Genomic DNA, 25,302 nt, shown 5'->3' with positions numbered 1-25,302 from the left:
GGTGCGCTCCCTCTCCCGCTTGCGGGAGAGGGTCGGGGAGAGGGCTTTCTCCGCAGTGGGAATCCCCAAGACGAGAGAACCCTCACCCGCCGCGCGTTCCGCGCGTCGGCCTCTCCCGCAAGCGGGAGAGGCAAGAGAAGCCGCACACGTCGGGCGCTGCTAACCCCTCGCCCGCCTGATCCGCACATACAGCGCCCCCTCGCCGCCATGGCCGATATGGGCCGTCTCGAAGCCGACGACGAAGGTCCGGAATTCCGGCAGGCTCAGCCATTCCGGCACCTGGCGGCGCAGCACGCCGCTTTCGCCGCCGCTGCGGCCCTTGCCGGTGATGATGAGCACGAAGGTCAGGCCGTCGTGATGGGCCCGGTGCAGGAAGCCGGTGAGAGCGCGATGGGCGCGCGTCTGGGTCATGCCGTGCAGATCGAGCCGCGCCTCGATCTCGCTGCGACCGCGGGACAGTTTTGTGCGCTCGCGCTTGCCGAGCGGTGACAACGGCGGGACGGCCGGTTTTGCCGCGCGCGGTGCCGGCGCTGCGACAATCGGGCGGTGCGATGACGCAGGCCGCGGGACGGGTGCAGGCAAAGGCTCGCTGCGCGAAACGGCAAGTGGTTTCGCCGCGCGCTGCTTCCGCAACGGCTTGACCTGCTTGGCGACCGTCTCCCACAGCTCGCGCTCCTCCTCGCTCAGCGCGCGGCGGCGCGGCGAGGGGCGAGGCTCCAGCACGGGCGGACGGGACGATCGCTTCATTGCTGCCGATGAGAACGTTTCTTTGCTGGCCGCTGCGGTTCGGAGGCGGGCTCGATGGCAGGGCGAGGTACCGGTAGCGGGACAGGACCAGCGGTGGCAACCGTTTCGGTCTTGCCATCCGTTGAAGCGGCGGCCGCTGCGGGTTTCGCCGTCCCCTTGCCCGGATCAGTCTGCGGAAACAGCTTTGCGATCTTCTCCGACGGCCTGGGGTCCGGCACAGGCAACTTCGCGGCACGCAGGCTGGGATCGAGGCCTTTCGGCACCAACATGACGAAGTGCATGGGATGGCGCAGCCGGCCGGAGATGCGGCCGGCTTCCTGCCCGGCGCCGAAAAAGAGGTCGGCGCGCGCCGGTCCAATGATGGCCGAGCCGGTGTCCTGCGCGATCATCAGCCGATGGAACGGCGTCTTGGCGCGATCGGAGTCGATCGGCAGCTCGCCCTCGATGAAGAACGGCGTGCCGTAGACATGCAGCGATTTGTCGACGGCAATGGAGCGGCCGGCCGTCAACGGGATGCCTTGCGCACCCACCGCCTCGTCCTTGTCGGAGAGGTTGACCTCGCGGAAGAAGATGTAGGCGCGGTTGGCGCGGCGCAGCTCCTTGGCGCCGTCAGGATTCTGCGTCATCCATTCCCTGATCTTCTGCATCGACATCTCTTCCCTGGGGATGATGCCGCGCTCGATCAGGATGCGTCCGACGGCGGTGTAGGGATAGCCGTTATAGGCGTCGTAGTTGAGCCGGACCGAGCTGCCGTCGTCGAACTTGATCCGCGCCGAGCCCTGGATCTGCGCGAACAGCAGATCGGTCGGGTCCTTCAGCCAGGCGATCTCCAGCCCGCGGCCAGCGATCTTGCCGTCCTCGATCTCGCCACGGTCGTAATAAGGCACCAGCTTGCGCCGGCCGATCTTGCGATAGACCGGTCCCTTGTTCGGCAGGCTCACCGAATCCTGCTTGTAGCCGCGCACGAACAGATTGGAGGGGCGGCGATAGACCGGAACGTTGTAGACATCGGTCTGCGTGCGCGATCCCTCCAGCACCGGCTCGTAATAGCCGGTGACGAAACCGTCGGGCTCGCCGAGACGCGAGATCCGCAGCGGCGAAAAGTTCTCCTCGAAGAAGGTCTTTGCTTTCGCGTCGTCGCTGAGCTCGAGCGATTTCGCGGCCCGGCAAGGCTCAGCAAGCGAACCCGCCAAAGCCTTCGGCTCGGATATACCGGTCTGAGCGTTGATGGAGCGGCAGCTGGCACGAAATGTCTTGTACGCCGCAAGATGATCGTCATCGCCCCAGCCCTTCACATCAGCCCAGGCCAACGGCAGATATTGCGCGCCCGAGATTTCGAACGGCAGCGGCAGTTGCGGGTAGGGCAAAGCGCGCTGCGGAACAGCGGGCAATCTCGGGAGATGATGGTGGTGGCTGCGATAGTGGCGCCGCGCAGCTTCAGCGCCGAGCGAAAACGACGACAGCACGACGACGCCTGCGCAAAGCGCCGTCGCGCTGGTCTTCAGGAAGACCTTAATTCGCGCTTCCGGTGCCAACCAGCTTCCAGTTCGGATCGCGAGAGGTGATGTCGCGGGCGAAAGTCCAGATGTCGGTGATGTCGGCGACTGTATCGGCGCTGCCGTCGACGATGTTGCCAGTCTTGTCGCGGGTGGCCGAGATCATCTGCGAGACGAAGCGGATCGTGAGCTGGGCGGTGCGGTCGCGCAGCTCGGCGCCGACCAGCTCGGCCTTGTCGATCGAGACGAAGCGGGTCTCGGTCTTCTGCTCGTTCTTCTCGCGCTCCTTGATGGCGGCGTCGAAGCTGTCATAGACCTCCGACGACAGCAGGTCGCGCAGCGCGCGGCGGTCGCCATTGGCGAAGGCCAGCACGATCATCTCGTAGGCGCCGCGGGCGCCCGAGATGAAGTGTCGGGGGTCGAAGGTGGAATCCTTCTCGACGATGGCATCCAGGCCCTGCGCCAGCGCGGTGCCGGGCTCGGTCAGGCCTTTCCAGCGGTCGGACGGCGGGGTCGGCTCGGCCGTCGGCGCCAACGGGGCCTGGTCGATCACCTTGCCCGGCATGGTCACGACGTTGTTGTCCTGGGCGCCCCCCAACGCATTGCGGGCGGCGGTCCGATCGAACGGCGGCCGCTCGTTGCCGGTTCGCTGCCCGAGCACGCTGCGCAGCCGCAGAAAGATGAAGACCGCCAGCGCCAGGAAGATAATGGTGTAGATGTCCACGTCGGATTCGCTTTCTGGTCTTTGCTCTGGGTCTTCGCTTAGGGGTCGTCGCCGGGAAAAATAGATCCGGCCAGTCAACCGTTCCATACGGGAACGGCAAGTCTACATCACCAATTTAGGTCCACGTCAGGTCCTTCGGGATGTAGGCACGAAATCTTGCCCGGCCAATGGCGCCTTTTGGCACAGCACCGAGTGTAGCGCGTTTTATGCTTAAGGGGAAACCCGATCCTGCCCGGAAATCGCGCATCTTCAATCGTTTAAGGCGCGAATTTGCGGAAAAGGCGGGGTGAGCGTCACAGTCGTGGGCGCGGCCCGAATCCACCCTCCGGGACCCTTCGTCCTTGTGGAACGAGGCGGCCCTATGTTAGCCAACCGCCGCGAAATTCAGCCCCAATCGGGTAAGGAGAGATTCTCATGACCAACGGTAACGGCACCCCTCCCGAGGCGGCCCAGGCTCCCCAGCTCAACGTGCTGGCCCAATATACCAAGGACCTGTCCTTCGAAAATCCGAACGCGCCCAGCTCGCTCCAGCAGCAGAGCCAGCCGCCCCAGATCAACATCCAGATCAATGTCAGCGCCAACAATCTCAGCGAACAGGAGTTCGAGGTGACGCTGTCGGTCGAGGGCAAGGCCGAGACCGCGGGCAAGATCATGTTTTCGTTCGAACTCGCCTATGCCGGCGTGTTCCGCATCGCCAACGTGCCGAAGGAGAATCTGCATCCGCTGGTCATGATCGAGTGCCCGCGTCTGCTGTTCCCGTTCGCCCGCGAGATCATCGCCACCGCGGTGCGCGACGGCGGGTTCCCGCCTTTGATGCTGGACCCGGTCGACTTCGTCGGTCTCTATCGCCAGAACATGGAGCGGCAAATGGCCGCCCCGAGCGGCCAGGCCTGATCCGGGTCTTAGCCAGCCGGCGGGGCGACTGGAGCGGGAAGATATTCGTTCCAGATCGCCTTTTCGCCCATCGTTGCGATGAAGGCCCGGTGGGCTTCGCGCTCGGCATCTGAAACCCGCGGCGCAAGCGGCACCAGCCGCTGCCGCCGTGGCGCATCACCAGCGGCATTGACGCGAATCTCCTGAGCGTCCGACGCCAGCAGCAGCTGCGACTGCCGCGCTCCCACCAGATCGACATAGACCTCGGCCAGCAGCTCGGCGTCCAGCAGCGCGCCGTGCTTGGTGCGGCGTGAATTGTCGATCGCATAGCGCGAGCAGAGATCGTCGAGCCGGTTCGACACGCCCGGATGCTTGCGCCGCGCCAGCAGCAGCGTATCGACCAGCCGCTCGCGCGGGATCGCCGCGCGCTTGATTCTGTCGAGCTCGGCATTGATAAAGCCGATGTCGAACGAGGCGTTGTGGATCACCAGCGGCGCATCGCCGATGAACTCCAGAAACGCGTCGACGACTTCCTGGAACAGCGGCTTGGTCGACAGGAATTCGGCCGACAGTCCATGCACCGCGAACGCTTCCGCCGGCATGTCCCGTTCGGGGTTGATATAGACGTGGTAGGTCTGTCCCGTCGGCATGCGGTTGAGCATCTCGACGCAGCCGATTTCGACCAGGCGATCGCCGCGGAGCGGATCGAGGCCGGTGGTTTCGGTATCGAGAACGATTTCGCGCATGTCTTGAGATGAGTGGCTTGAGATCGGTGTCGTGAGGGCCGGTCAGGCGGCGAATCAGGTTCTCCGCTGCGGCATCTTAACGACCTCGGCCAGGATGTGCTTGATTTGCGCACGCACCGGCTCGAGCCCGTGTGAGGTATCCACCACGAAATCGGCGCGCCGGCGCTTCTCGGCATCGGGCGTCTGCTTGGCGATGATCGCATCGAGCTTCGCTTCGTCCATGGTGCCGCGCGCCAGCACCCGTTCGCGCTGGAGTTCCGGCGAGGTCGAAACCACCACCACGGCGTCCATCCGCTTCTCGCCGCCGGTCTCGAACAGCAAAGGGATGTCCAGCACCACGACCGGCGCCTTGGCCGCCTCGGCCTCGGCGAAGAATTTCTGCCGGGAGGCGCCGAGCATCGGATGGACGATCTGCTCGAGCTGCTTGATGGCGGCGGGATCGTGCACGACGCGCGCCGACAGTTTGGGACGATCGACCTTGCCGTTCACGGTGGTGCCGGGAAAGGCGGCCTCGATCGCGGGCGCGGCCTCGCCTTCGTAGAGCTGATGCACGGCGGCATCGGCGTCGTAGACGGGAACGCCCGCCTCCGCGAACAATTTCGCGGTGGTGGATTTTCCCATCCCGATCGATCCGGTCAGTCCAAGGATCCGCATCAGCGCCCAGCCATGTCTGTCGTTCACACAGCAACTAGCCGTTCGCGTCGCAGGAACGCAAGCAGAGGCAGCAGCGGCAGGCCGAGAATGGTGAAATGGTCGCCTTCGACGCGCTCGAACAGATGGATACCCAGCCCTTCGAGCTGATAGGCGCCGACGCTGGTCATGACGGCATCGCCGGCCGCGTCCAGATAGGCCGACAGCTCCGCATCAGTCATCGCTCGCATCGTCATGCGGGCCACCGCGACATCCTCGAAGACGATCTTGCCGTCATGCGCCACGGCCACCGCGGAATTCAGCTCATGGCTGTTGCCGGCGAGGTCGCGCAATTGCGCCAAGGCCTGCTCGCGGCCGGCGGGCTTGTTGAAGAGACGGTCGCCGAGAGCCAGTGTCTGGTCGGCGCCGATCACGTAGCTCCCGGAGTGCTGCGCAGAGACGGCTTTGGCTTTTTCACGCGCCAGCAGCAGGCCGATCTCTCGCGGGCTCGATAGTTTCGACGCGGCCTGAATGCCGCGTTCGTCGATATCGGCGGTCACAGCCGTGAACTCCAGCCCGGCATTGGCCAGCAGCAGTTTTCGCGCGCTGCTCTGCGAAGCCAGGATCAACGGAGATTTGCCGAGCCACAGACCCATCGCGAAGATTATCCGGAAGGGCGGTTACGCTGGCGATCACTGTAAAGCTTCATGATCGCCGCCGCGGTTTCCTCGATCGAGCGCCGCGTGACGTCAAGCAGCGGCCAATCATGCTTGGCGCTGAGCTTGCGCGAGAACGCGACTTCCTCGGTGACCGATTGCTTGTCGGTGTAGGTGTCGCTGCCGGACTCGGCGCCCATGGAGAGCAGGCGATTCTGACGGATCTGGATCAGGCGTTCCGGCGTCGCATGCAGGCTGACGACCAGCGGCCGCGTCAGCTTCTCCAGTTGTTCGGGCACCGGAATGCCAGGCACCAGCGGCACGTTGGCGGTGCGGATGCCGCGATTGGCGAGATAAATCGATGTCGGCGTTTTCGAGGTTCGGGACACACCGACCAGGACCACGTCGGCGTCGTTGAGACCTTCGACGTGCTGGCCGTCGTCGTGGATCATCGTGTAGTTCAGCGCGTCGATGCGCTTGAAATACTCCGCATTGAGGACGTGCTGCGCGCCGACGCGGCCCGTGGTCGCAGCCCCGAGATAGGCTTCGAAGAGCTGCATCACCGGCCCGATGATCGACAGGCTGGGAACATTGATCTCCTTGCACTTGTCCTCGAGCCTGGACACCAGGTCCTTCTCGAGCAGCGTGAACAGCACGATCCCCGGCGCTTCCTCGATCTCGTCGAGGACCCGATCGAGCTGCTTCTGGCTGCGCACCAGCGGATAGACATGCTCGACCGGCGTCACATTGGCGTATTGGGCCGCGACCGCGCGCGCCACGGTGATCAGTGTCTCACCGGTGGAGTCGGAGACGAGGTGCAGATGGAAATAATTGTTCGAGGTCGGCACAAAAACTCTTTGTATGGGGGCGGTGTGGTGTGTGGATTTCTGTGGAGCTTAACCCCTCGGAAAGGGATGTGCGACACCGGGGGCGGGACAAGTGCCAATTTTCTTCACACCACTGCCCCTCTGAACAAGTTTGCCGGCCTGCCGGGACGGAAACGGGATTGTGCGGACAACCCCCTTGATAAGCTGCCGATGGAAAGCCGCAAGCCTTTGAAGCTGGCCGACTTATCGCAAGGCGACAGGAGCGTCGGGGATATGTTGACGGGTGTGAACAAGCGCGCGTGAACCCGCGGACTGAATTGCATGAGTCCAATCCACGGTCACATAGACTCAAACCTTAAGAATCTAAGATTCTAGGTTTGAGGAAGGCGCCACCGAGGGATATGTGTGCACGGTGAGACCTTAACGAGTTCTTACTATCCCCAGTTCCTTTCGCTGGGCAGCAAGCGGACCCGCGAAAATGTTCGAAGACGTCTATCTCTGGATCAAGGCGCTGCACGTGATCGCCGTCATCGCCTGGATGGCGGGCATGCTCTATCTGCCGCGGCTGTTCGTCTATCATTCCGAGGCCGAGATCGGCTCGAAGCAGTCGGAAACGTTCAAGGTGATGGAACGCCGGCTGCTCAAGGCCATCATCAACCCCGCCATGGTCGTCACCTGGCTTGCCGGGCTTTATCTCGCCTGGTCCGGCCACTGGTTCTCGTTCGGCTGGCTGCACGTAAAACTGGCACTGGTCCTGGCGATGTCGGCGGTCCACGGCTTTTTTTCGCGCTGGCTGAAAGATTTCGCCGCCGATCGGCGCCCGCGGACCCAGAAATTCTATCGAATTATCAATGAGGTGCCGACCGTCCTGATGATTGTCATCGTCATCATGGTGATCGTGAAGCCGTTCTAGGCAGAGCTTGCGACCATCCGCTCAGCGCTTCGGCTTGCGGAGTGGGAAGCGATTTTCTATATTGGCGATATCCCACCCAACGCAGGCGGATGTGGTTGTGTCTGAGCTTTCCAGAGGCCGGACACCGCATCAGGTTTGAAGCCTCACCGGCACTTAACCTTGCCAGACCTGCGGACCTTACCTTCTCACGTCCGCATTTCAGAGCCTCCTCGCACCCCTCCCAAGGTTACCCCACAGGACCACCCCAATGCGGGAAATTAAACTCGAAGACCTCAAGTCCAAAACGCCGGCCGAGCTCGTCTCGTTTGCGGAGGAGAATGGGGTCGAGAACGCCAGCACCATGCGCAAGCAGGAGCTGCTGTTTGCCATCCTCAAGCAGCTCGCGCTCGCCGAGACCGACATTGTCGGCCAGGGCGTCGTCGAAGTGCTTTCCGATGGCTTCGGCTTCCTCCGTTCGCCCGATGCGAATTATCTGCCGGGCCCCGACGACATCTACGTTTCGCCGTCACAGATCCGCCGTTTCGGCCTGCGCACCGGCGACACCATCGAAGGCCACATCCGCAGCCCGAAAGAGGGCGAGCGCTATTTCGCGCTGCTGAAGGTCAACACGCTCAACTTCGAGGATCCGGAAAAGGCCAAGCACAAGGTCAATTTCGACAACCTCACGCCGTTGTTTCCGAATCAGCGCTTCCGCATGGAAATCGACGATCCGACGCGGAAAGACCTGTCTGCACGCGTGATCGACATCGTCGCGCCGATCGGCAAGGGCCAGCGCGCATTGATCGTGGCGCCGCCGCGCACGGGTAAGACCGTGCTGATGCAGAACATCGCGCACTCGATCACGCACAATCATCCCGAATGCTACCTGATCGTGCTGCTGATCGACGAGCGTCCGGAAGAAGTCACGGACATGCAGCGCTCGGTGAAGGGCGAGGTCGTCTCCTCGACCTTCGACGAGCCGGCGGTGCGCCACGTGCAGGTCGCCGAGATGGTGATCGAAAAAGCCAAGCGCCTGGTCGAGCATGGCCGCGATGTCGTGATCCTGCTCGATTCGATCACCCGTCTCGGCCGTGCCTACAACACGGTCGTGCCGTCATCCGGCAAGGTGCTGACCGGCGGTGTCGACGCCAACGCGCTGCAGCGCCCGAAGCGATTCTTCGGTGCCGCCCGCAACATCGAGGAGGGCGGCTCGCTGACCATCATCGCGACCGCGCTGGTCGATACCGGCAGCCGCATGGACGAAGTCATCTTCGAAGAGTTCAAGGGCACCGGTAACTCGGAGCTGATCCTGGACCGCAAGGTCTCGGACAAGCGCACCTTCCCGGCGATCGACATCTCGCGCTCCGGCACCCGCAAGGAAGAGCTCATCACCGATCCGCAGGTGCTCAAGAAAATGTACGTGCTCCGCCGTATCCTCAATCCGATGGGGACAATGGACGCGATCGACTTCCTGCTCGACAAGCTGCGCTCGACCAAGAGCAATTCGGAGTTCTTCGACTCCATGAATACCTGAGTGCACTGCAGCAAATCCTTCAAGGGCGCCTTCGGGCGCCCTTTTTATTGTGCGGCCTTGCTGCGGGAGAGTTGCAGCATGACAAGTGCCGAAGTGCCTGATCCCTGTTTTCTATTAATGTGTTGATATTTCAAGATAATACTTGAATTCGGCTGAGCCGAACTGCTGCTGGAAAGGCGGGTTTGCAGCAAATGGTCATGGTTATATTGCAGTGCAATATGGATTTTGCTGCGAGATTTGGTGCAGCAAAAGCATATCGCTGCGGCGGGTCGAAAACGGATTTGCCTTTTCATTGGCAGCCGCACAAATAGGCCATGCATCCGCGAGATCAGACCATTTTTGCGCTGTCGTCCGGCCGGGCGCCGAGTGCGATCGCAGTGGTGCGTGTCTCCGGCCCGTCCGCCGGTCAGGTGTTGACGATGCTCACGGGCAAGCCGCCTGCGCCGCGGCAGGCCAGCCGTCGGCTGCTCTGTGACCCCCAGGGCCAACCGATCGACGACGCGGTCGTGCTGTGGTTCCCCGGACCCGCCAGCGCGACCGGCGAGGACGTCGCCGAATTTCACGTTCATGGCGGCCGCGCGGTGCTGGCGGCGCTCCTCGCCGCTATTTCCAATATTCCGAATACGCGTGCGGCCGAACCAGGTGAGTTCACGCGGCGCGCGTTCGAGAACGGCAAGCTCGATCTCACCGAGGCCGAAGGCCTCGACGACCTCATTCACGCCGACACCGATCGTCAGCGCCGCCAGGCGCTGCGCCAATTGCAGGGTCTGCTCGGCGACCGCGCCCGCGACTGGCGTGAGCGCATCATCGAGGCGTCGGCGCTGATCGAGGCTGGCATCGATTTTTCCGACGAGGGCGACGTGCCGGCCGAATTGCGCGCGCCAGCGGTCAAGGCGATCAAAGCCCTGCATGACGAAATTGCAAAAGTGCTTGCGGCACAGGGACATTCTGAACGCCTGCGCGACGGCCTCGTGGTCGCGATCGCGGGCGAGCCGAATGTCGGCAAGTCGACGCTGATCAACCAGCTCGCCCGCCGCGACGTCGCGATCGTTTCGCCTCATGCCGGCACCACACGCGATGTGATCGAGGTGCAGCTTGATCTCGACGGTTATCCCGTCACGATCATCGACACCGCCGGCATCCGCGAGACCGACGATCCCGTCGAGCAGGAAGGCGTGCGCCGAGCACGGGCGCGGGCCGAGGACGCGGATCTCGTGTTGTGGCTTGTTGAGGCGGAGCAGGCCGTTGAGCCCGAGGTGACGCGCTCTCTTCGGAAATCCGAAGACGGCGATCAGCCGGACGGGGCGGTCTGGGTCGTGCGCAACAAGATCGATCTGAACGGCGCGGGGGGCGGGGGTTCGCCCGTCGAGTTCGGGATCTCGGCGAGCCGGGGCGACGGCATCCCCGAGCTGGTCGAGGCCCTCGTAAAATTCGCCTCCGAGTTTTTCGGAACCAGCGAGGGCGCCCTGGTGACTCGGGCCCGGCAGAGGGATTTGTTGAGCCGAGCATCGGACAGCTTGCGCCGAAGCTTGGACCTTGTAGAAGACGGCGAAGAACTCGGCGCCGAAGAGCTCCGGGCCGCCGCCTATGCCCTGGGCCGGCTGCTCGGCCGGGTGGACGTCGAGGACGTCCTTGGGGCTATCTTCCAGAAATTCTGTATCGGAAAGTAGCTCTAGTTCTACATTGTAGAATTAGCTCTTATTCCATTCCTTGTGTTTCACGTGAAACAGGCCTGAGCGGGTCGCTCTTTGTAGCCCGGATGGAGCGAAGCGCCATCCGGGGCGCTTTCTCCGCAAGCCAACGTTCCCGGATTTCGCTCCGCTCCATCCGGGCCACGGACTCGTTTCACGTGAACACCATTGGTTAGAAATTCCTCTGCTGCGGGAGCTCGTCGCTACTCTAGACCAGCAACACCCGAGATTTGGAAGCGCAGCCCTCAATCCCGTCATTGCGAGGAGTCCTTACGACGAAGCAATCCAGGGTACCTCCGCGGTGACAGTCTGTTTCGCTGCGCTCGCAATGACGGGTATGGTATCGACTTCGGCCTCCATCGATATGACCAGGGTCGAGATGCGACGGCAGCTCTGCCACGTCGTCAATCTGTTTCACGTGAAACACCAATCCCCTTCAATGCTCATTCTACTGTGCATGGGGTTGTTTTCGCGAAATCGCATTTCCCCATCCGCCGTTTCACGTGAAACACGCGCTTCCCCAGTTTCCACTTCCAGCTTTCCAGCCCCTGAGCTAGAAGTCTGCCCATGCGAACAGAGCGAGAGAGCTTCGACGTCATCGTGATCGGCGGCGGCCACGCCGGCTGTGAGGCCGCGGCCGCCGCTGCCCGGATGGGGGCGACCACCGCTCTGGTCACGCACCGTTTCTCCACCGTCGGCGCGATGTCCTGCAATCCCGCGATCGGCGGTCTCGGCAAGGGGCATCTGGTCCGCGAAGTCGATGCGCTCGACGGTCTGATGGGCCGCATAGGCGATGCCGGCGGCATCCAGTTTCGCGTGCTCAATCGCCGCAAGGGTCCTGCGGTTCGTGGTCCGCGGGCCCAGGCGGACCGGAAGCTTTATGCCGCCGCCATGCAGGCCGCGATCCGGCAGACCGAGGGTCTTTCCGTCATTGAAGGTGAAGCCGACGAGTTGATCGTGGCTGATGGCCGGGTCGTCGGTCTGCGTCTGGCCGATGGCCGGGAGCTTCGGGCAGGGGCTGTGGTGGTCACCACCGGCACCTTCCTCCGCGGTCTCATTCATCTTGGCGAGAAGAACTGGCCCGCCGGCCGCGTTGGTGAGGCTCCTGCGATGGGCCTTTCCGGCTCCTTTGAGCGTGCCGGCTTCACCCTTGGGCGGCTCAAGACCGGCACCCCGCCGCGTCTGGACGGCACCACGATTGACTGGTCCGCGGTCGAGATGCAGCCCGGCGACGAACCGCCGGAGCCGTTCTCGGTCATGACCGAGCGGATCACGACCCCGCAGATCCAATGCGGCATCACCCGGACTACCTCAGCGACCCACGAGGTGATCCGGGCGAACGTGCATCGCTCTCCGATGTATTCCGGCCAGATCAAGAGCTCCGGACCGCGCTATTGCCCCTCGATTGAGGACAAGATCGTCCGCTTCGGCGATCGCGACGGCCACCAGATCTTCCTGGAGCCGGAAGGGCTCGACGATTCCACGGTCTATCCCAACGGTATCTCGACCTCGCTGCCCGAGGAGGTTCAGCTCGCGATCCTCGCCACCATTCCCGGCCTGGAGCGGGTCAAGATGGTCCGCCCGGGCTATGCCATCGAATACGACCACATCGATCCTCGCGAGCTCGATCCGACCCTGCAGACCAAGCGCCTGCGCGGCCTGTTCCTGGCGGGACAGATCAACGGCACCACCGGGTACGAAGAAGCTGCCGGGCAGGGCATCGTGGCCGGCCTGAATGCCGCGCTCGCTGCCAGCGGCGCCGCGCTGACGGTGTTCGATCGGGCCGATGGCTATCTCGGCGTGATGATCGACGATCTCGTCACCCGCGGGATCAGCGAGCCCTATCGGATGTTCACTTCGCGCGCCGAGTACCGGCTGACGCTGCGGGCTGACAATGCCGATCAACGTCTGACCGAGAAGGGGATCGCGCTCGGCTGCGTCGGGAGTGCCCGGACCCAGCATCACCGCGCCAAGATGGATGCCCTGAATGCGGCCAGGGCGCTGTCGAAATCGCTGACCATCACCCCGAACGAAGCCATCAAGAACGGACTGTCCCTCAATCGGGACGGCCAGCGCCGGTCGGCGTTTGAGCTGATGGCCTATCCGGATATCGCCTGGAGCCAGGTCCGGGCGATCTGGCCGGAGCTATCAGCCATCGATCCCGTCATCGCGACCCATCTCGAGATCGACGCCAAGTACGATGTCTATCTCGAGCGCCAGAGCGCAGACGTCGAAGCCTTCCGGCGGGACGAGGGCATGGTGCTGTCAGAGGTCGACTACAGCCTGGTCCCCGGTCTCTCCAACGAGGTCCGCGCCAAGCTGGAGAAAGCGCGGCCGTTCACGGTCGGTCAGGCCGGCCGGATCGACGGGATGACGCCGGCGGCACTCGGCATCCTGGCGGCGTATCTCCGCCGCGAGGCGCGGAAGTCGTCCAAAGCAATCGCATAGGCGTTTCACGTGAAACAGCGCGGACCGGGCGGGGACAGGCCGCTATCGCGACGACAAGGAGCGGGCGAGGGCGCAGGCCGATCCGAACCGGCGCCAGCGAAACCGAAGATCGACAAGGCCAGCGCCAATGACCAGGCGCTCGATTCGATCATCGCCGCCGACAAGCGCGAGGCCTTGAAGCTGGCGCCCGTTTCACATGAAACGGAAGCCCGGCTCGATCGCTACATCGCACTGCTCCGGGAGTGGCAGGCCAAGACCAATCTGGTCGCGCCTTCGACCCTGCCGAACCTCTGGACCCGGCACATCGCCGATTCGCTCCAGCTCATCGATCTCGCGCCGTCGGCAAAGCGATGGGCCGACCTCGGCAGCGGCGGCGGTTTTCCCGGTGTCGTGCTGGCCTGCGCCATGGCCGGCAAGCCGGGCGCGCGCGTCCATCTCGTCGAGCGAATCGCCAAGAAGGCTGCGTTTTTGCGCGAAGCGGTTCGCGTCACCACATCTCCGGGAGTCGTACATCTCGCTGAGATCGGGGATAATGTGGATAGAATCACCGGCCCCGTCGATTGCGTCACCGCGCGTGCGCTGGCTCCGCTACATCAACTCATCGGCTTTGCGGAGCCGCTGATGCGCCAGGGCGCAAAGGCGTTATTCCTCAAGGGTCAAGATGTAGAGGCTGAATTGACCGAAGCCGCTAAATATTGGAATATTCAGCCGCAGCTCCACCAAAGCCGCACCGGCGACGGTTGGATCGTCGAGCTGACTTCAGTTGAACGGCGCGGGTGAGGCGTTCAGGGGTTGAGTGGGGAATTTCGATGACCGTGATTGACGAGCCGCAGCAAGAACAGACGTCCGAAGTGCCCCATGGGCACCCGCGCATTCTCGCGCTGGCCAATCAGAAGGGCGGTGTGGGGAAAACAACCACAGCGATCAACCTCGGCACCGCGCTCGCGGCGATCGGCGAGCGTGTCCTGATCGTCGATCTCGATCCCCAGGGCAACGCCTCGACCGGCCTCGGCATCGATCGCCGCAACCGCTCCTGCTCGACCTATGACGTCCTCATCGGTGAAGCTCCGCTGCGTGAAGCCGTGGTGTCGACCGCAGTGCCGCGGCTGCACATCGCGCCCTCGACCATGGACCTCTCAGGCCTCGAGCTCGAACTCGGCACCACGCCCGGCCGCGCCTTCAAGCTGCGCGATGCGATCGGCGCGCTCAACAACAACGTCTCGCCGGATGCCGACTACACCTATGTGCTGATCGACTGCCCGCCCTCGCTGAACCTGCTCACGGTCAACGCGATGGCGGCATCCGACGCGATCCTGGTGCCGCTGCAGTGCGAGTTCTTCGCGCTCGAAGGTTTGTCGCAATTGCTGCAGACGGTGGAGCAGGTGCGCTCGACGCTGAATCCGAACCTGTCGATCCACGGCATCGTGCTGACCATGTTCGACTCGCGCAACAATTTGTCGAATCAGGTCGTCGCCGACGTCCGCCAGTTCATGGGCGAGAAGGTCTACAAGACCATGATCCCGCGCAACGTGCGCATCTCGGAAGCGCCGTCCTATGGCAAGCCGGTGCTGGTCTACGATCTCAAATGCGTCGGCAGCGAAGCGTATTTGCGGCTCGCCACCGAAGTGATCCAGCGCGAGCGCGAGCTGCGCGTCACGCATTGACGGTGCCGTAGGGCGGGTTAGCGCAGCGTAACCCGCCGATCTCTCGCCGCGAACAAACCTGTGGCGGATTACGCTTCGCTGATCCGCCCTACGATTCGAAATTCAGTTCTGGAGTGCTGCACCGTGAATCCAAGGGAGCTGGCGATGGCCGATGAAGCGCGTTCGCGACTGGGCCGGGGTCTTGCAAGTCTGATCGGTGATGTCGGCGGTGAGGCCCAGCATGTCGATCGTCCGCGTGCGCAGCGCAAGGTGCCGATCGAGTTCATCAAGGCCAACCCGCGCAATCCGCGCCGCACCTTTTTGGATACGGAGCTTAGAGAGCTCAGCGAGTCCATCAAGCAGCACGGCGTGATCCAGCCGATCGTGGTTCGCCCCGTCAAGGGCGCACAGGATCGTTTCGAGATCATCGCCGGCGAACGGCGCTGGCGCGCCTCGCAGATGGCCGGCCTGCACGAGGTGCCGATCGTCCCGGTCGACATCAGCGACAGCGACGCGCTCGAGTTCGCGATCGTCGAGAACGTGCAGCGCGAAGATCTCAACCCGATGGAAGAGGCGCAGGGCTATCACGCGCTCGCCAACGAGTTCAAACGCAGCCAGGAAGACATCGCCAAGGTCGTCGGCAAGAGCCGCAGCCACGTCGCCAACATGATGCGCCTGACCAAGCTGCCGGCCGAGGTTCAGGCCCTCATCGCGACCGGCGAGCTGACGGCGGGTCACGCCCGCGCACTGATCGGCGTGCCGGATCCGCTCGCCGCCGCCAAGCGCATCGTCGAAGAAGGTCTCAACGTCCGCCAGGCCGAGGCGCTCGCGCATGAAGAGGGCGTGCCGGAGCGCAAGCCGCAAAAGGCGCGCAGCACCGGGGCCAAGGAAAAGGACCCCGATACGATCGATCTCGAAAAGCGCGTCAGCGATGCGCTCGGTCTCAAAGTGACCGTCAATCACCGCGACCCGGGCGGTTCGGTGCAGATCAGCTACAGCAACCTCGATCAGCTCGACGAGGTGATGAAGCGGCTGGCGAAGGGCGCGCTGTAGGTCACCGCATCCATTCTCTTGTCCCGGACGTGCTGCAACGCGCAGCGTTGCTGCGCAGAGCCGGGACCCAGAAGGCCAAGAGGAAGATTGCAGATGCATGGGCCCCGGCTCTGCAGCGCACCGCTAAGAAGCGCTGCGCTGCGTCCGGGGCACGAGAGCGGAGGCCTACCCCCGCCGCCTCGCATTCGCGGCGATCGCCATCAGCGTGCGCTGGGCGATGGCGGCGGCGAGGGTGGATTGCTTGCGGGTGTCGAGGGCTGCGGTCGCAAGCTGCTCGATCACGGCGGCGAGCTTTGCCACGCTGAAATTGCGTAGCGCCGTCTCGACCGCGGGCTTTCGTGAAAAATGCAGGCGCGGATAGCCGCCGTCGAGCACGGCGGAGGCAGGCTGGCCGTCGGCGATCGCGAGCGCCGATTTGTGCAGCCAGGCGGCCTGGCGCTGCGCCGCCGAGATGATCACGCCGGGATAGGTGCCGGCGATCATGGCCTTGGCGAATTCGGTCTCGACGACATCAGGACGGCCGGCAAAGGCACCGTCGACGATCGGGTCGAGCTTCAGCTCCGAAGCGTCGGCGACCACGGACATCACGTCGTCCAGCGTGATCTCGCCTTGGCCATGCGCGTAGAGCGTGAGCTTGCGCAGCTCGTTGCGCGAGGCCTGGCGGTCACCGCCGAGGAACGACATCAGCGCCGCGCGGGCGTCCTGCGCGATGCGCAAATTGGCGATACGCAGCTCGTCTTCCATCAGCTTGGCGAGATCGCGCTCGGTGTCGGGATAGCAGCCGATCGCCACGGCGGCCTTGGCTTTCTCGCAAGCCTTGCGCAATGGCGATTCCGGGCGCAGCTCGCCGGCCTCGATCACGATGCGGCAATCCTTCACGTTCATTTCGGCAAGCGTGTCGATGCCGCTGGCGAAGCTGCGCGAGCCTGCGCGGATGCGGATGGCGCGGCGGCCGCCGAACAGCGGCACGGTCATGGCTTCGTCGACGAGGCGGGACGGCTCGGCGGAGAGCTCATCGCCATCGAGTTTGACCAGTGAGAAGGGATCGTTGGTATCGTCGACGGCCGAGGCGATCAGCGCATCCGCGCGCTCGCGCACGAGGCCGGCGTCGGGGCCGTAGAGCAGGATGATCGGACGGCCCGCATCGGGGCGGGCGAGGAAGCTGTCGATCTCTTTTCCACGCAGCGCGACCATGGCCTAGATCGTCATTCCGGCGCGCGCGAAGCGCGAACTACGGTGCGCATGCACACCTGAGAATCCAGAGATTGTTGATCGAGATTCCGGGTTCACGCTGTGCGTGCCCCGGAATGACGGGAGTGAGTTTAAGTGCCCGCGGTGAAGAACGAGGCGAGCCGGGTGGTGATGCTCTCGGCGATCTCGTTGGCGGCGCGATCCTCGGCATCGCGCACGGCGCGGGTGCGCGAGAAGCGCTGATAGGACCCCGGCATGTCGTAGGACACGCGTGAGAAGGTCGAGCCGGTCATGACGGACTTGCCGGTCGCAACCTCGACCAGATTGTACTGGGCGTCGATGCCGAGATTTTCGCTGGTCGGCAATCCCGTCGTGGCGCTGACGATCAGCGAGGAGCGGCTGGTGGTGAAGCGGATGTCCAGCTTGTGGGTCGGCGGCATGCCCGTCGCGCTACCGTAGAGCTTGAAGGCCAGCGCGTTGCGGATTTCGACCCCGACGCGGGCCTCTCGGGAGGCATTGGGCTTGCTGATCGGGGGCAGCTCGACGCCCATCAGCTTCTCGCGCAGGCCGGGGGTGCCGTCGCTCCGCTCGGCATACATCGGCTGGAAGCAGCCGGCCGTCAACGCGGCCAAGGCGGCGACCGCCAGCAAGCGGGCTGCGATGCGGATCCTAGCCGACAACATTTACGATCCTCTTGGGGACGATGATCACCTTGCGGACGGGCTTGCCGTCCAGGGCCAGCTTTACCGCATCGAGGGCCAAAACGGCAGCCTCGATTTCCGGATTCTCGGCCGTTGTTGCAACTGTGACCTCACCCCGCTTCTTGCCGTTGACCTGAACCACCAGGGTCACGCTGTCTTCAACCAGCAAATCGCGTTCGATTTGGGGCCAATTGGCCTCGGAAACCAGCCCCTTCTGGCCCAGAACCTGCCAGCACTCCTCGGCGAGGTGGGGCATCATCGGGGAGAACAGCTGGACCAGGATCTGGCCGGCCTCCCGGATCGCCCAAGCCAAATCGGGAGCCAGGCCGGCCGCCGGCTGGCCGGGGCGCTGCAGGATTTCCGAGAAGATATTGGCGAACTCGCGGATATGGGCGAGGCAGACATTGAAGTGCAGCCGCTCGATCCCGGTGGTGACCTTGTCCAGCGCGCCATGGGCGGCCTTGCGCAAGGCGGTCGCGTCGGGGCCGAAGCTGGCCGGCCGGGCCGCCGGCGCGTCCTTGCCAGACTCGACGGAATCGTTCACCAGCCGCCACAGCCGCTGCACGAAGCGCGAGGCGCCCTGGACGCGCTCATCGCTCCAGATCACGTCGCGGTCGGGCGGGGAGTCCGACAGCATGAACCAGCGGGCGACGTCGGCCCCATAGGTCTCGATGATGTCGTCGGGGTCGACCGTATTCTTCTTCGACTTCGACATCTTCTCGATCGGGCCGATCGTGACCGACTCGCCGGTGCTGAGCAGCGTGGCGCGGCGGTCGTTGCCGGCGCCTTCAACCTTCACTTCGGCCGGCTGCGCCCAGCTGCCGTCGGCCTTCTGGTAGGTCTCGTGCACCACCATGCCCTGCGTGAACATGCCGGCGAACGGCTCGTCCAGCGCAAGGTGGCCGGTTGCCTTCATGGCGCGGGTGAAGAAGCGGCTATAGAGCAGATGCAGGATCGCGTGCTCGACGCCGCCGATATACTGGTCGACCGGCAGCATCCGGTTGGCCACGTTGGGCGTCGTCGGCGCATTTTCGTTCCAGGGATCGGTGAAGCGCGCAAAATACCAGGACGAATCCACGAAAGTGTCCATGGTGTCGGTTTCGCGGCTCGCCTTGCCGCCGCATTTCGGGCAGGTGACGTGCTTCCAGGTCGGGTGATGGTCGAGCGCGTTGCCCGGCTTGTCGAAGCTCACATCCTCCGGCAGCACCACGGGCAGGTCGGCATCCGGCACCGGCACCACATCGCATGTCGGGCAATGGATGACGGGAATCGGGCAGCCCCAATAGCGCTGACGTGAGATGCCCCAGTCGCGCAGGCGGAAATTGACCTGCCGCTCGCCGACCGGCGCGTTGCCGCGCAGCTCGGTTTCCAGGCGCTTTGCGACCTCGTCCTTGGCCTGATCGATCGTCATGCCGTCGAGGAAGCGCGAATTGATCATGCGGCCGTCACCGTCATAGGCGGTGTCGGTGATCACGAATGTCTTCGGGTCCTGGCCTTCCGGGCACACGACGGGCGTGTTGCCGAGATTGTACTTGTTGACGAAATCGAGGTCGCGCTGGTCGTGGGCGGGGCAGCCGAAAATGGCGCCGGTGCCGTATTCCATCAGCACGAAGTTCGCGACATAGACCGGCAGCTTCCAGCTCGGGTCGAACGGATGCACCGCGCGGATGCCGGTGTCGAAACCCTGCTTCTCCGCGGTGTCGATGATCGACTGTGCGGTGCCGATCTTCTTGATGTCCGCGATGAATTCCGCGAGCTTCGGGTTCTTCGCGGCTGCTGCCTGCGCCAGCGGATGATCCGCCGAGATCGCCATGAACTTCGCGCCGAACAACGTGTCAGGGCGCGTCGTGAAGATCTTCAGCTCGCTCTCGCCGGCGGGCGTCGTCGCCTGATCCAGCGCGAAACGAATCAGCAGGCCTTCCGAGCGGCCGATCCAGTTGCGCTGCATCAGCCTGACCTTGTCGGGCCAGCGGTCGAGCCCGTCCAGCGCCGACAGCAATTCCTGCGAGTACTTCGTGATCTTGAAGACCCACTGGCTCATCTCGCGCTGCTCGACGATCGCACCGGAGCGCCAGCCGCGCCCGTCGATCACCTGCTCGTTGGCGAGCACGGTCATGTCGACCGGATCCCAGTTGAGCTTGCGCTTCTCGCGCTCGGCCAGACCTGCGGCGAGCATGTCCAGAAACATCTTCTGCTGATGCTTGTAGTAGCTGGGATCGCAGGTCGCGAATTCGCGGCTCCAGTCCAGCGACAGCCCGATCGAGCGGAGCTGCTTCTTCATCGCGGCGATGTTGTCGTAGGTCCAGGCTTTCGGCGCGACCTTGCGCTCGATCGCGGCATTCTCGGCCGGCAGGCCGAAGGCGTCCCAGCCCATCGGGTGCAGCACGTTGAACCCCTTGGCGCGCATGAAGCGGGCCAGCACGTCACCCAGCGTGTAATTCCGGACATGGCCGATATGGATGCGCCCGGACGGGTAGGGGAACATCTCGAGCACATAGTATTTCGGCCGCGAATCGTCGTTTCGGGAGACGAAGATCGCCTGTTCGTCCCAGAGGCGTTGCCAGCGCGGTTCGGCGTCGCGGGCGTTATAGCGTTCGGAGGTCATGGAATCGTTGGGGTTTTCGTGGGTTCGGCCGTCTCAAGACGGCGGACTAGGCCATAGAAGTCCTCAAGGGGTCAATGGGTTGCCGCGATCTGGAACCATGACCGTCGCCTCCGCATAACTACGAGGATCGGTGTTGGCGTGTGATTAAGGGCTCGATGCCAATTTGCGGTCCGACAGGACCCCGTGACCGCGATGGATTCAAGCTTCGACGATCCCGACTACGACTATGCCGCCTCCATCGCCGGACGGGCGATGCGCAGCATGGCCGAACAGCGGATTGCGCCGACGCCGGCTAATTTTGCGGTGTGGTATCAGTATTTCGCGGGCAGCCACGACGATTTGCGCAACGCGATCGACCTGTTGATCGACCACAACCGTCCCTTCGACGCCCGGACCAATCAGGACCTGTTCGAGACCTACATCGCGCCCCAGGCGAGTGCCGTCGCAGCCGACACGTCCGAGCGGCTGCAGGCCCTCATGAGTGCGGCCAAGGAATTCCTGGCGACCGCGATCGCTGACAACCATTCGCAGATGCAGGTCATCAGCCAGGTGGCGGACCAGGGCAAGGCCGGCGTCGATCCGAAGGCGCTGGTCGCCCAGCTCATGAACGAGCTGGCGCGGGCCGCAACAAGGGCGACGCGGCTGGAAGAGGGTTTTGCGGAAAAGACCCGCGAACTCGACGTGATTCGCGATTCGCTATCGAGGTCCGAGGAGCGCGCCCGGACCGACACGCTGACGGGCCTCGCAAACCGGCGTGCGCTCGACGAATTCCTGCGCAAGGCGCAGACGACCGCAGCATGGGGCGAGCCGCTCAGCGTGCTGCTGCTCGACGTCGATCACTTCAAAGTCTTCAACGACAATTTTGGCCACGGCGTCGGCGACCAAGTGCTGCGCCTGATGGCGAAGGTGCTTCGCGAAAAGGTTCGCGCGCAGGATCTCCCGGCCCGCTACGGCGGCGAGGAGCTGATCGCGGTGCTGCCGGATGCCGATCTTGCCACTTGCACCGAGATCGCCGAGCGGATCAGGCGCGCCATCGCCGAATGCAGGATCACCCGTCGCTCGACCGGCGAGACCCTGCCCAATATCAGCGTGTCGATTGGCGTGGCGCAGTACCGGATGGGCGAAGCGATCACGGACCTGATCGAGCGCTGCGACCGCGCGCTCTATCTCGCCAAGGGCGGCGGCCGCAATCGCGTGGTGACGGAGATCGAGCTCGATCGCGCGGGAGCTGCAGGCTAGCCGCGGACCTCGGAATGAGGCGTCAGCCCGCCATCGCGATCTCGGCCGCGCCGTGGTCGATCACCAGGATGCCGTGCTCGACGACGTTGTTGCGGCCGCGATGTTTTGCCGCGTAGAGCGCGGCGTCGGCGGCTTCGATCAGATCGCCGGGACGCAAGGCCTCGTTGGGCCTGGTCGCGGCAACGCCGATCGAGACCGTGACGATCATGTGGGCTGACGTGATGTGCGGCAGGCAGAGCTTCAGCACGGCCGCACGCACCAGCTCGCCGATTTCGACGGCGCGCGTCACGTCGGTGTTCGGCAGCAACAGGCAGAATTCCTCGCCGCCATAGCGGGCCGCGAAGCCCATGTTGTCGGCGGCAATGCCGGACAGGGATTCGCCGAGGCGGGTCAGGCAGGAATCGCCTTCGAGATGGCCATAGGTGTCGTTGAACAGCTTGAAATGATCGACGTCGATCATCAGCAGCGCGAGCTCGCTGCCATATTGCTGCGCGCGCATCCATTCGAAGTCGAGCCGGCTCTGGAAACCGCGGCGGTTGGCGAGCCCCGAGAGCATGTCGATCGAGGCCATCACTGTCAGCCTGTCGTTGCTCGCGATCAGCTCGCGCTCGCGCTGGCTCAGCTGCGCGGCCATCGCGTTGAACGCGCGCGCCAGCGGCACGAACTCGGCCGGCAGGCGATTGCGCGCCGCGCGGGCCGAAAGATCACCCTCGCCGAGACGCTTGGCCATGTCGACGAGCATCTCGATCGGCTTGATCACGAGTTTCTCGGCGGCGATCAGCGCGCCGAGCAGGACGAACACGACGACGAAAGCGAGCTGGAGATAGGCGGTGCGGATGTCGCGGCTGACCGCTTCGGACACCTTGTCTTCGTCGATGCTTGCGATCAGGCGGGCATTGGTGCCCGCGATGCGGATGTAACTGACCGCGCGGCGGGAGCCGTCGGCGGCAAGGAACGACAGCGCACCCTCGTCCTGGTCGGACCGCAGCGCGCGATCGGCGATCGCGGACATCAGCGGCAAATTGTCGAGGGGGCGGCCGACCGCGCTGTGCTGATCGGCGGGGGCGGCGAGCACGGTGCCTGCGCTGTCGACCAGCACGGCGGTGATGCCGGCGCGGCCGCCCAGATTGCTCATCACCTTCGACATCCAGTCGAGATTGACGGTGGCGAGCACGACGGCATCGGGCACGCCACTGAAGGCGGACACCGGATAGACCGCCATCACGGTCGGCGTCGGTACCGGCCGCGACAGGATGAAATCGCTCAGCACGAAGCGGTGGCTTTCCTGGGCCTGCTGAAAGTAGGGCCGGTCGCTCAGGTCGAGGCCGACATACATGTTGTTGGTGGCGCATTGAATGCGTCCGTCCTGGCCGGCGATCAAGAGCGTGCGGATCCAGGGCAGGTTCGACGGCAGGCTCGCGCGCAGCACGTCGCAGCTCTTGCTGACGCCGCCGGCGGAGGCGCGAATGAAGGCCTCCGATTTCAGGATGGTCTCGACCGACGAGATCACCTCGCGCTGCGCATCGGCGCTGTGTCTCGCGACGGTGGTGAACTCAGTCGTGGCCTGAGCGATCTGCCGCGTACGGGTGTCTTCGAGCGAACGGATGCGCTCCAGCATCAAGGGCGCCACCAGAATCACCGCGAGCAGCGCCAGGCGCGCCCGGATTCCGAGAACCTGCTTGAGTTTCGCTCGTTTGCGGTTGAGACTAATGCTTGCCATCTTCGCTACCCACCCCGCATGCCAAGGTAAAGCGAAGGGTTCAAAAACTCTTTCTTGAACTCGGTAAAATTGGACTTACCTCGGTTAGGACCACGGCCAATCGACCTCATGACAGAAGCCAATACCGCGCCGGTAACCGGCCATTCACCAAACGCGCTCGCCGCGGTCGAGGCCGAGATCGCTCGCGCCTGCAAGGATGCGCGACGCGATCGTACCTCCGTGACGCTGATCGCGGTGTCCAAGACTTTCGCCGCGGATGCCATTATCCCGATCATCGACGCCGGACAGCGCGTATTTGGCGAGAATCGGGTGCAGGAGGCCAAAAGCAAATGGCCCGCGTTAACGTCTGCTTACCCCGGCATCGCGTTGCATCTGATCGGCCCGCTGCAATCCAACAAGGCGAAAGAAGCGGTCGCGCTGTTCGATGCGATCCATTCGGTCGACCGTCCGAGCATTTGCCAAGCGTTAGCCAAGGAAATCGAATCCCAGAACAAGCACCCCCAGCTCTTCGTCCAGATCAACACCGGCGAGGAGCCGCAGAAGGCCGGCATCCCGCCCGGCGAAGCCGACGCCTTCCTCGCCAGCTGTCGCGACACCTATGGGCTGACGATCTCCGGCCTGATGTGCATCCCGCCGGTCGACGAGCCGCCGGCGGCGCATTTCGCTCTGACCGCCAAGATCGCCGCGCGCAATGGTTTGACGAATCTCTCGATGGGCATGAGCGCGGATTTCGCCAACGCGATCATGCTGGGCGCGACCCATGTGCGCGTGGGCAGCGCGATCTTCGGGCATCGGTAGTTGATGTCGTCCCGGACAAGCGCAGCGAAGCGGAGCGCAGATCCGGGACCCATACCGCGTGATCTCGGATTGGCGAATGGTCTTCGTACCGGCGAGAGTTAGGTAAGCTCCGGTCTTCGCCAAACTCCTCCCTGGGGCTATGGGTCCCGGATCTGCGCTCCGCTTGTCCGGGACGACAGCGGAATTTGCCGCGCCTACACGAACCCCACCGACACCTTCCCCAACACCCCAAAGTCCACCGCCATGTGATCGCCGGCCTGGATCGGCAGCGGCGGATGGCAGGTGCCTGTCGTCACGACCTGCCCTGCCCGCAAGGTGATGCCGAGCCCGGAGAGCTCGTTGGCAAGCCAGGCGAGCGCGGCGCGGGGATCGTCGAGCACGTTCTTGCCGTGACCGATGTAGCGCTCGCCGCGCAGCGTGATCACCGGCCGCTCCTCGACGAGATCCATCGCGCGCCAGTCCGCGGACGTCGCCGGCCCCAGCACGAACAGATGCGCGCAGGCATTGTCGGCGATCAGCTGCGCCTCGCCGGCGCGGGCGAAATCGGCAAAGCGCGAATCCGGAATTTCGATCGCCGGATGGAAACTGTCGACGGCGGCCAGCACCTCCTCGACCGTGTACGGCGCTGCGCGCGGCGGCAGATCGCGTGCCATGCGGAAGGCGAATTCCGGCTCACCGACGCGCATCTCGTTGCCCTTCATCGCGGCGGTGCCGCCGTCGGCGATCACGGTATTGCTCATGATGCGACCGGCCAGCGGTCCCGTGACGTTGATGTGCGTCTGTCCTGAGACGCTCGTGGCCGCGATCTTCCAGCCGAACAGCCTTCCGAACGACTGGGTCTCGACCGCAGCCTGGATGGCGTAACCTTCAGCGCGGCTCTGCGGCCGCAACCGCGCCTCCAGCGCGTCGAGCTTGGAGCCGTCGCGACAATGTTGAACGAGCACACGCGAGGCAGCCGCGATCTGATCCCTGTCGAGCATGCATCCTCACCCGATGATGATTTTTGTCTTTGGTCCGAGCCGCCGCAGCAATTGCAGCATTGCAGCCTTCGTCATGGAGACGCAGCCCGCGGTCGGGCCGAAATTGTC

The 25,302-nt window shown here is 64.1% G+C and carries 22 protein-coding genes; 10 read left to right on the top strand and 12 right to left on the bottom strand.

Annotated features, from left to right (window positions below):
• Nucleotides 1-159 precede the first annotated feature (159 nt).
• Genes SE92_RS23505 through SE92_RS23495 form a run of 3 tightly spaced genes read right to left on the bottom strand, consistent with a single transcriptional unit; the run spans nucleotide 160 to nucleotide 2,967 of the window.
• Nucleotides 160-747: a Smr/MutS family protein gene (locus tag SE92_RS23505; RefSeq protein ID WP_063198747.1), complete on the bottom strand. Its 588-nt coding sequence runs from the start codon at nucleotides 745-747 to the stop codon at nucleotides 160-162.
• Complete coding sequence (gene mltA / locus SE92_RS23500; protein ID WP_063198745.1) at nucleotides 744-2,282, bottom strand: murein transglycosylase A; 1,539 nt, start codon at nucleotides 2,280-2,282, stop codon at nucleotides 744-746. The genes SE92_RS23505 and mltA overlap by 4 nt, the downstream gene beginning before the upstream one ends.
• Nucleotides 2,260-2,967, bottom strand: coding sequence for a Tim44/TimA family putative adaptor protein (locus SE92_RS23495; protein ID WP_063198743.1), 708 nt, complete (start codon nucleotides 2,965-2,967; stop codon nucleotides 2,260-2,262). Before SE92_RS23495 ends, mltA begins: the two co-directional genes overlap by 23 nt.
• Nucleotides 2,968-3,381: 414 nt before the next feature.
• On the opposite strand from SE92_RS23495, the gene secB reads away from it, so the two are divergent.
• The gene (gene secB, locus SE92_RS23490; protein ID WP_063198741.1) at nucleotides 3,382-3,861 is read left to right on the top strand and encodes a protein-export chaperone SecB; all 480 of its coding nucleotides are present in this window, start codon (nucleotides 3,382-3,384) and stop codon (nucleotides 3,859-3,861) included.
• A gap of 8 nt (nucleotides 3,862-3,869) precedes the next feature.
• Here secB and dnaQ read toward each other — a convergent pair whose 3' ends face one another.
• Genes dnaQ through SE92_RS23470 form a run of 4 tightly spaced genes read right to left on the bottom strand, consistent with a single transcriptional unit; the run spans nucleotide 3,870 to nucleotide 6,720 of the window.
• Nucleotides 3,870-4,586: a DNA polymerase III subunit epsilon gene (gene dnaQ, locus SE92_RS23485; protein WP_063198740.1), complete on the bottom strand. Its 717-nt coding sequence runs from the start codon at nucleotides 4,584-4,586 to the stop codon at nucleotides 3,870-3,872.
• A 54-nt stretch (nucleotides 4,587-4,640) separates the two neighbouring features.
• Nucleotides 4,641-5,240 (bottom strand): dephospho-CoA kinase, encoded by a 600-nt coding sequence (coaE, locus tag SE92_RS23480; protein WP_063203717.1) that lies wholly within the window; start codon nucleotides 5,238-5,240, stop codon nucleotides 4,641-4,643.
• 23 nt (nucleotides 5,241-5,263) lie between these two features.
• Entirely contained in the window at nucleotides 5,264-5,872 is a 609-nt protein-coding gene (locus SE92_RS23475) for a Maf family protein (RefSeq protein WP_063198738.1), read from the bottom strand.
• Between the two features lie 8 nt (nucleotides 5,873-5,880).
• Entirely contained in the window at nucleotides 5,881-6,720 is an 840-nt protein-coding gene (locus SE92_RS23470; protein ID WP_063198737.1) for a pyruvate, water dikinase regulatory protein, read from the bottom strand.
• Nucleotides 6,721-7,177: 457 nt separating this feature from the next.
• On the opposite strand from SE92_RS23470, the gene hemJ reads away from it, so the two are divergent.
• The 7 genes from hemJ (at nucleotide 7,178) to SE92_RS23430 (ending at nucleotide 15,960) form a co-directional block, all read left to right on the top strand.
• Complete coding sequence (gene hemJ, locus SE92_RS23460) at nucleotides 7,178-7,612, top strand: protoporphyrinogen oxidase HemJ (RefSeq protein ID WP_063198733.1); 435 nt, start codon at nucleotides 7,178-7,180, stop codon at nucleotides 7,610-7,612.
• A 247-nt stretch (nucleotides 7,613-7,859) separates the two neighbouring features.
• On the top strand, nucleotides 7,860-9,125 hold the full coding sequence (rho, locus tag SE92_RS23455) for a transcription termination factor Rho (RefSeq protein WP_008133567.1): 1,266 nt from the start codon (nucleotides 7,860-7,862) through the stop codon (nucleotides 9,123-9,125).
• 314 nt (nucleotides 9,126-9,439) lie between these two features.
• Nucleotides 9,440-10,795 carry a tRNA uridine-5-carboxymethylaminomethyl(34) synthesis GTPase MnmE gene (gene mnmE / locus SE92_RS23450; RefSeq protein ID WP_063198732.1) on the top strand — a complete coding sequence of 452 codons (1,356 nt, stop codon included), beginning with the start codon at nucleotides 9,440-9,442 and terminating at the stop codon, nucleotides 10,793-10,795.
• Between the two features lie 588 nt (nucleotides 10,796-11,383).
• Nucleotides 11,384-13,264 carry a tRNA uridine-5-carboxymethylaminomethyl(34) synthesis enzyme MnmG gene (mnmG, locus tag SE92_RS23445; RefSeq protein WP_063198730.1) on the top strand — a complete coding sequence of 627 codons (1,881 nt, stop codon included), beginning with the start codon at nucleotides 11,384-11,386 and terminating at the stop codon, nucleotides 13,262-13,264.
• A 9-nt stretch (nucleotides 13,265-13,273) separates the two neighbouring features.
• Entirely contained in the window at nucleotides 13,274-14,044 is a 771-nt protein-coding gene (rsmG, locus tag SE92_RS23440; RefSeq protein WP_063198728.1) for a 16S rRNA (guanine(527)-N(7))-methyltransferase RsmG, read from the top strand.
• Nucleotides 14,045-14,073: 29 nt separating this feature from the next.
• Complete coding sequence (locus SE92_RS23435; protein ID WP_063198727.1) at nucleotides 14,074-14,928, top strand: ParA family protein; 855 nt, start codon at nucleotides 14,074-14,076, stop codon at nucleotides 14,926-14,928.
• Between the two features lie 144 nt (nucleotides 14,929-15,072).
• Nucleotides 15,073-15,960: a ParB/RepB/Spo0J family partition protein gene (locus SE92_RS23430; protein WP_063203716.1), complete on the top strand. Its 888-nt coding sequence runs from the start codon at nucleotides 15,073-15,075 to the stop codon at nucleotides 15,958-15,960.
• A gap of 165 nt (nucleotides 15,961-16,125) precedes the next feature.
• Here the strand turns inward: SE92_RS23430 and holA are convergent, their stop codons facing one another.
• The 3 genes from holA to leuS form a co-directional block, all read right to left on the bottom strand.
• Nucleotides 16,126-17,154, bottom strand: a complete 1,029-nt coding sequence (gene holA / locus SE92_RS23425; RefSeq protein WP_063198725.1) for a DNA polymerase III subunit delta — start codon at nucleotides 17,152-17,154, stop codon at nucleotides 16,126-16,128.
• Nucleotides 17,155-17,282: 128 nt separating this feature from the next.
• Complete coding sequence (gene lptE / locus SE92_RS23420; RefSeq protein ID WP_063198724.1) at nucleotides 17,283-17,834, bottom strand: LPS assembly lipoprotein LptE; 552 nt, start codon at nucleotides 17,832-17,834, stop codon at nucleotides 17,283-17,285.
• Entirely contained in the window at nucleotides 17,821-20,457 is a 2,637-nt protein-coding gene (gene leuS / locus SE92_RS23415; protein ID WP_063198722.1) for a leucine--tRNA ligase, read from the bottom strand. Before leuS ends, lptE begins: the two co-directional genes overlap by 14 nt.
• Nucleotides 20,458-20,649: 192 nt before the next feature.
• On the opposite strand from leuS, the gene SE92_RS23410 reads away from it, so the two are divergent.
• On the top strand, nucleotides 20,650-21,696 hold the full coding sequence (locus SE92_RS23410; protein WP_198172766.1) for a GGDEF domain-containing protein: 1,047 nt from the start codon (nucleotides 20,650-20,652) through the stop codon (nucleotides 21,694-21,696).
• Nucleotides 21,697-21,718: 22 nt separating this feature from the next.
• Here the strand turns inward: SE92_RS23410 and SE92_RS23405 are convergent, their stop codons facing one another.
• Nucleotides 21,719-23,416, bottom strand: a complete 1,698-nt coding sequence (locus SE92_RS23405; RefSeq protein WP_063198720.1) for a diguanylate cyclase domain-containing protein — start codon at nucleotides 23,414-23,416, stop codon at nucleotides 21,719-21,721.
• A 108-nt stretch (nucleotides 23,417-23,524) separates the two neighbouring features.
• Between SE92_RS23405 and SE92_RS23400 the strand changes: the two genes are divergently transcribed.
• Nucleotides 23,525-24,214 carry a YggS family pyridoxal phosphate-dependent enzyme gene (locus SE92_RS23400; protein ID WP_063198718.1) on the top strand — a complete coding sequence of 230 codons (690 nt, stop codon included), beginning with the start codon at nucleotides 23,525-23,527 and terminating at the stop codon, nucleotides 24,212-24,214.
• A 194-nt stretch (nucleotides 24,215-24,408) separates the two neighbouring features.
• Here SE92_RS23400 and SE92_RS23395 read toward each other — a convergent pair whose 3' ends face one another.
• The gene (locus SE92_RS23395; RefSeq protein WP_063198717.1) at nucleotides 24,409-25,194 is read right to left on the bottom strand and encodes a 2-keto-4-pentenoate hydratase; all 786 of its coding nucleotides are present in this window, start codon (nucleotides 25,192-25,194) and stop codon (nucleotides 24,409-24,411) included.
• Nucleotides 25,195-25,302: the final 108 nt, after the last annotated feature.

The sequence above is a fragment of the Bradyrhizobium sp. AT1 genome, assembly GCF_001590795.1.
In the GTDB taxonomy this organism is placed as follows: Bacteria; Pseudomonadota; Alphaproteobacteria; order Rhizobiales; family Xanthobacteraceae; genus Bradyrhizobium.
Note: the sequence above shows the minus strand (reverse complement) of the source record. Positions and strands in the feature narration are given on the sequence as shown.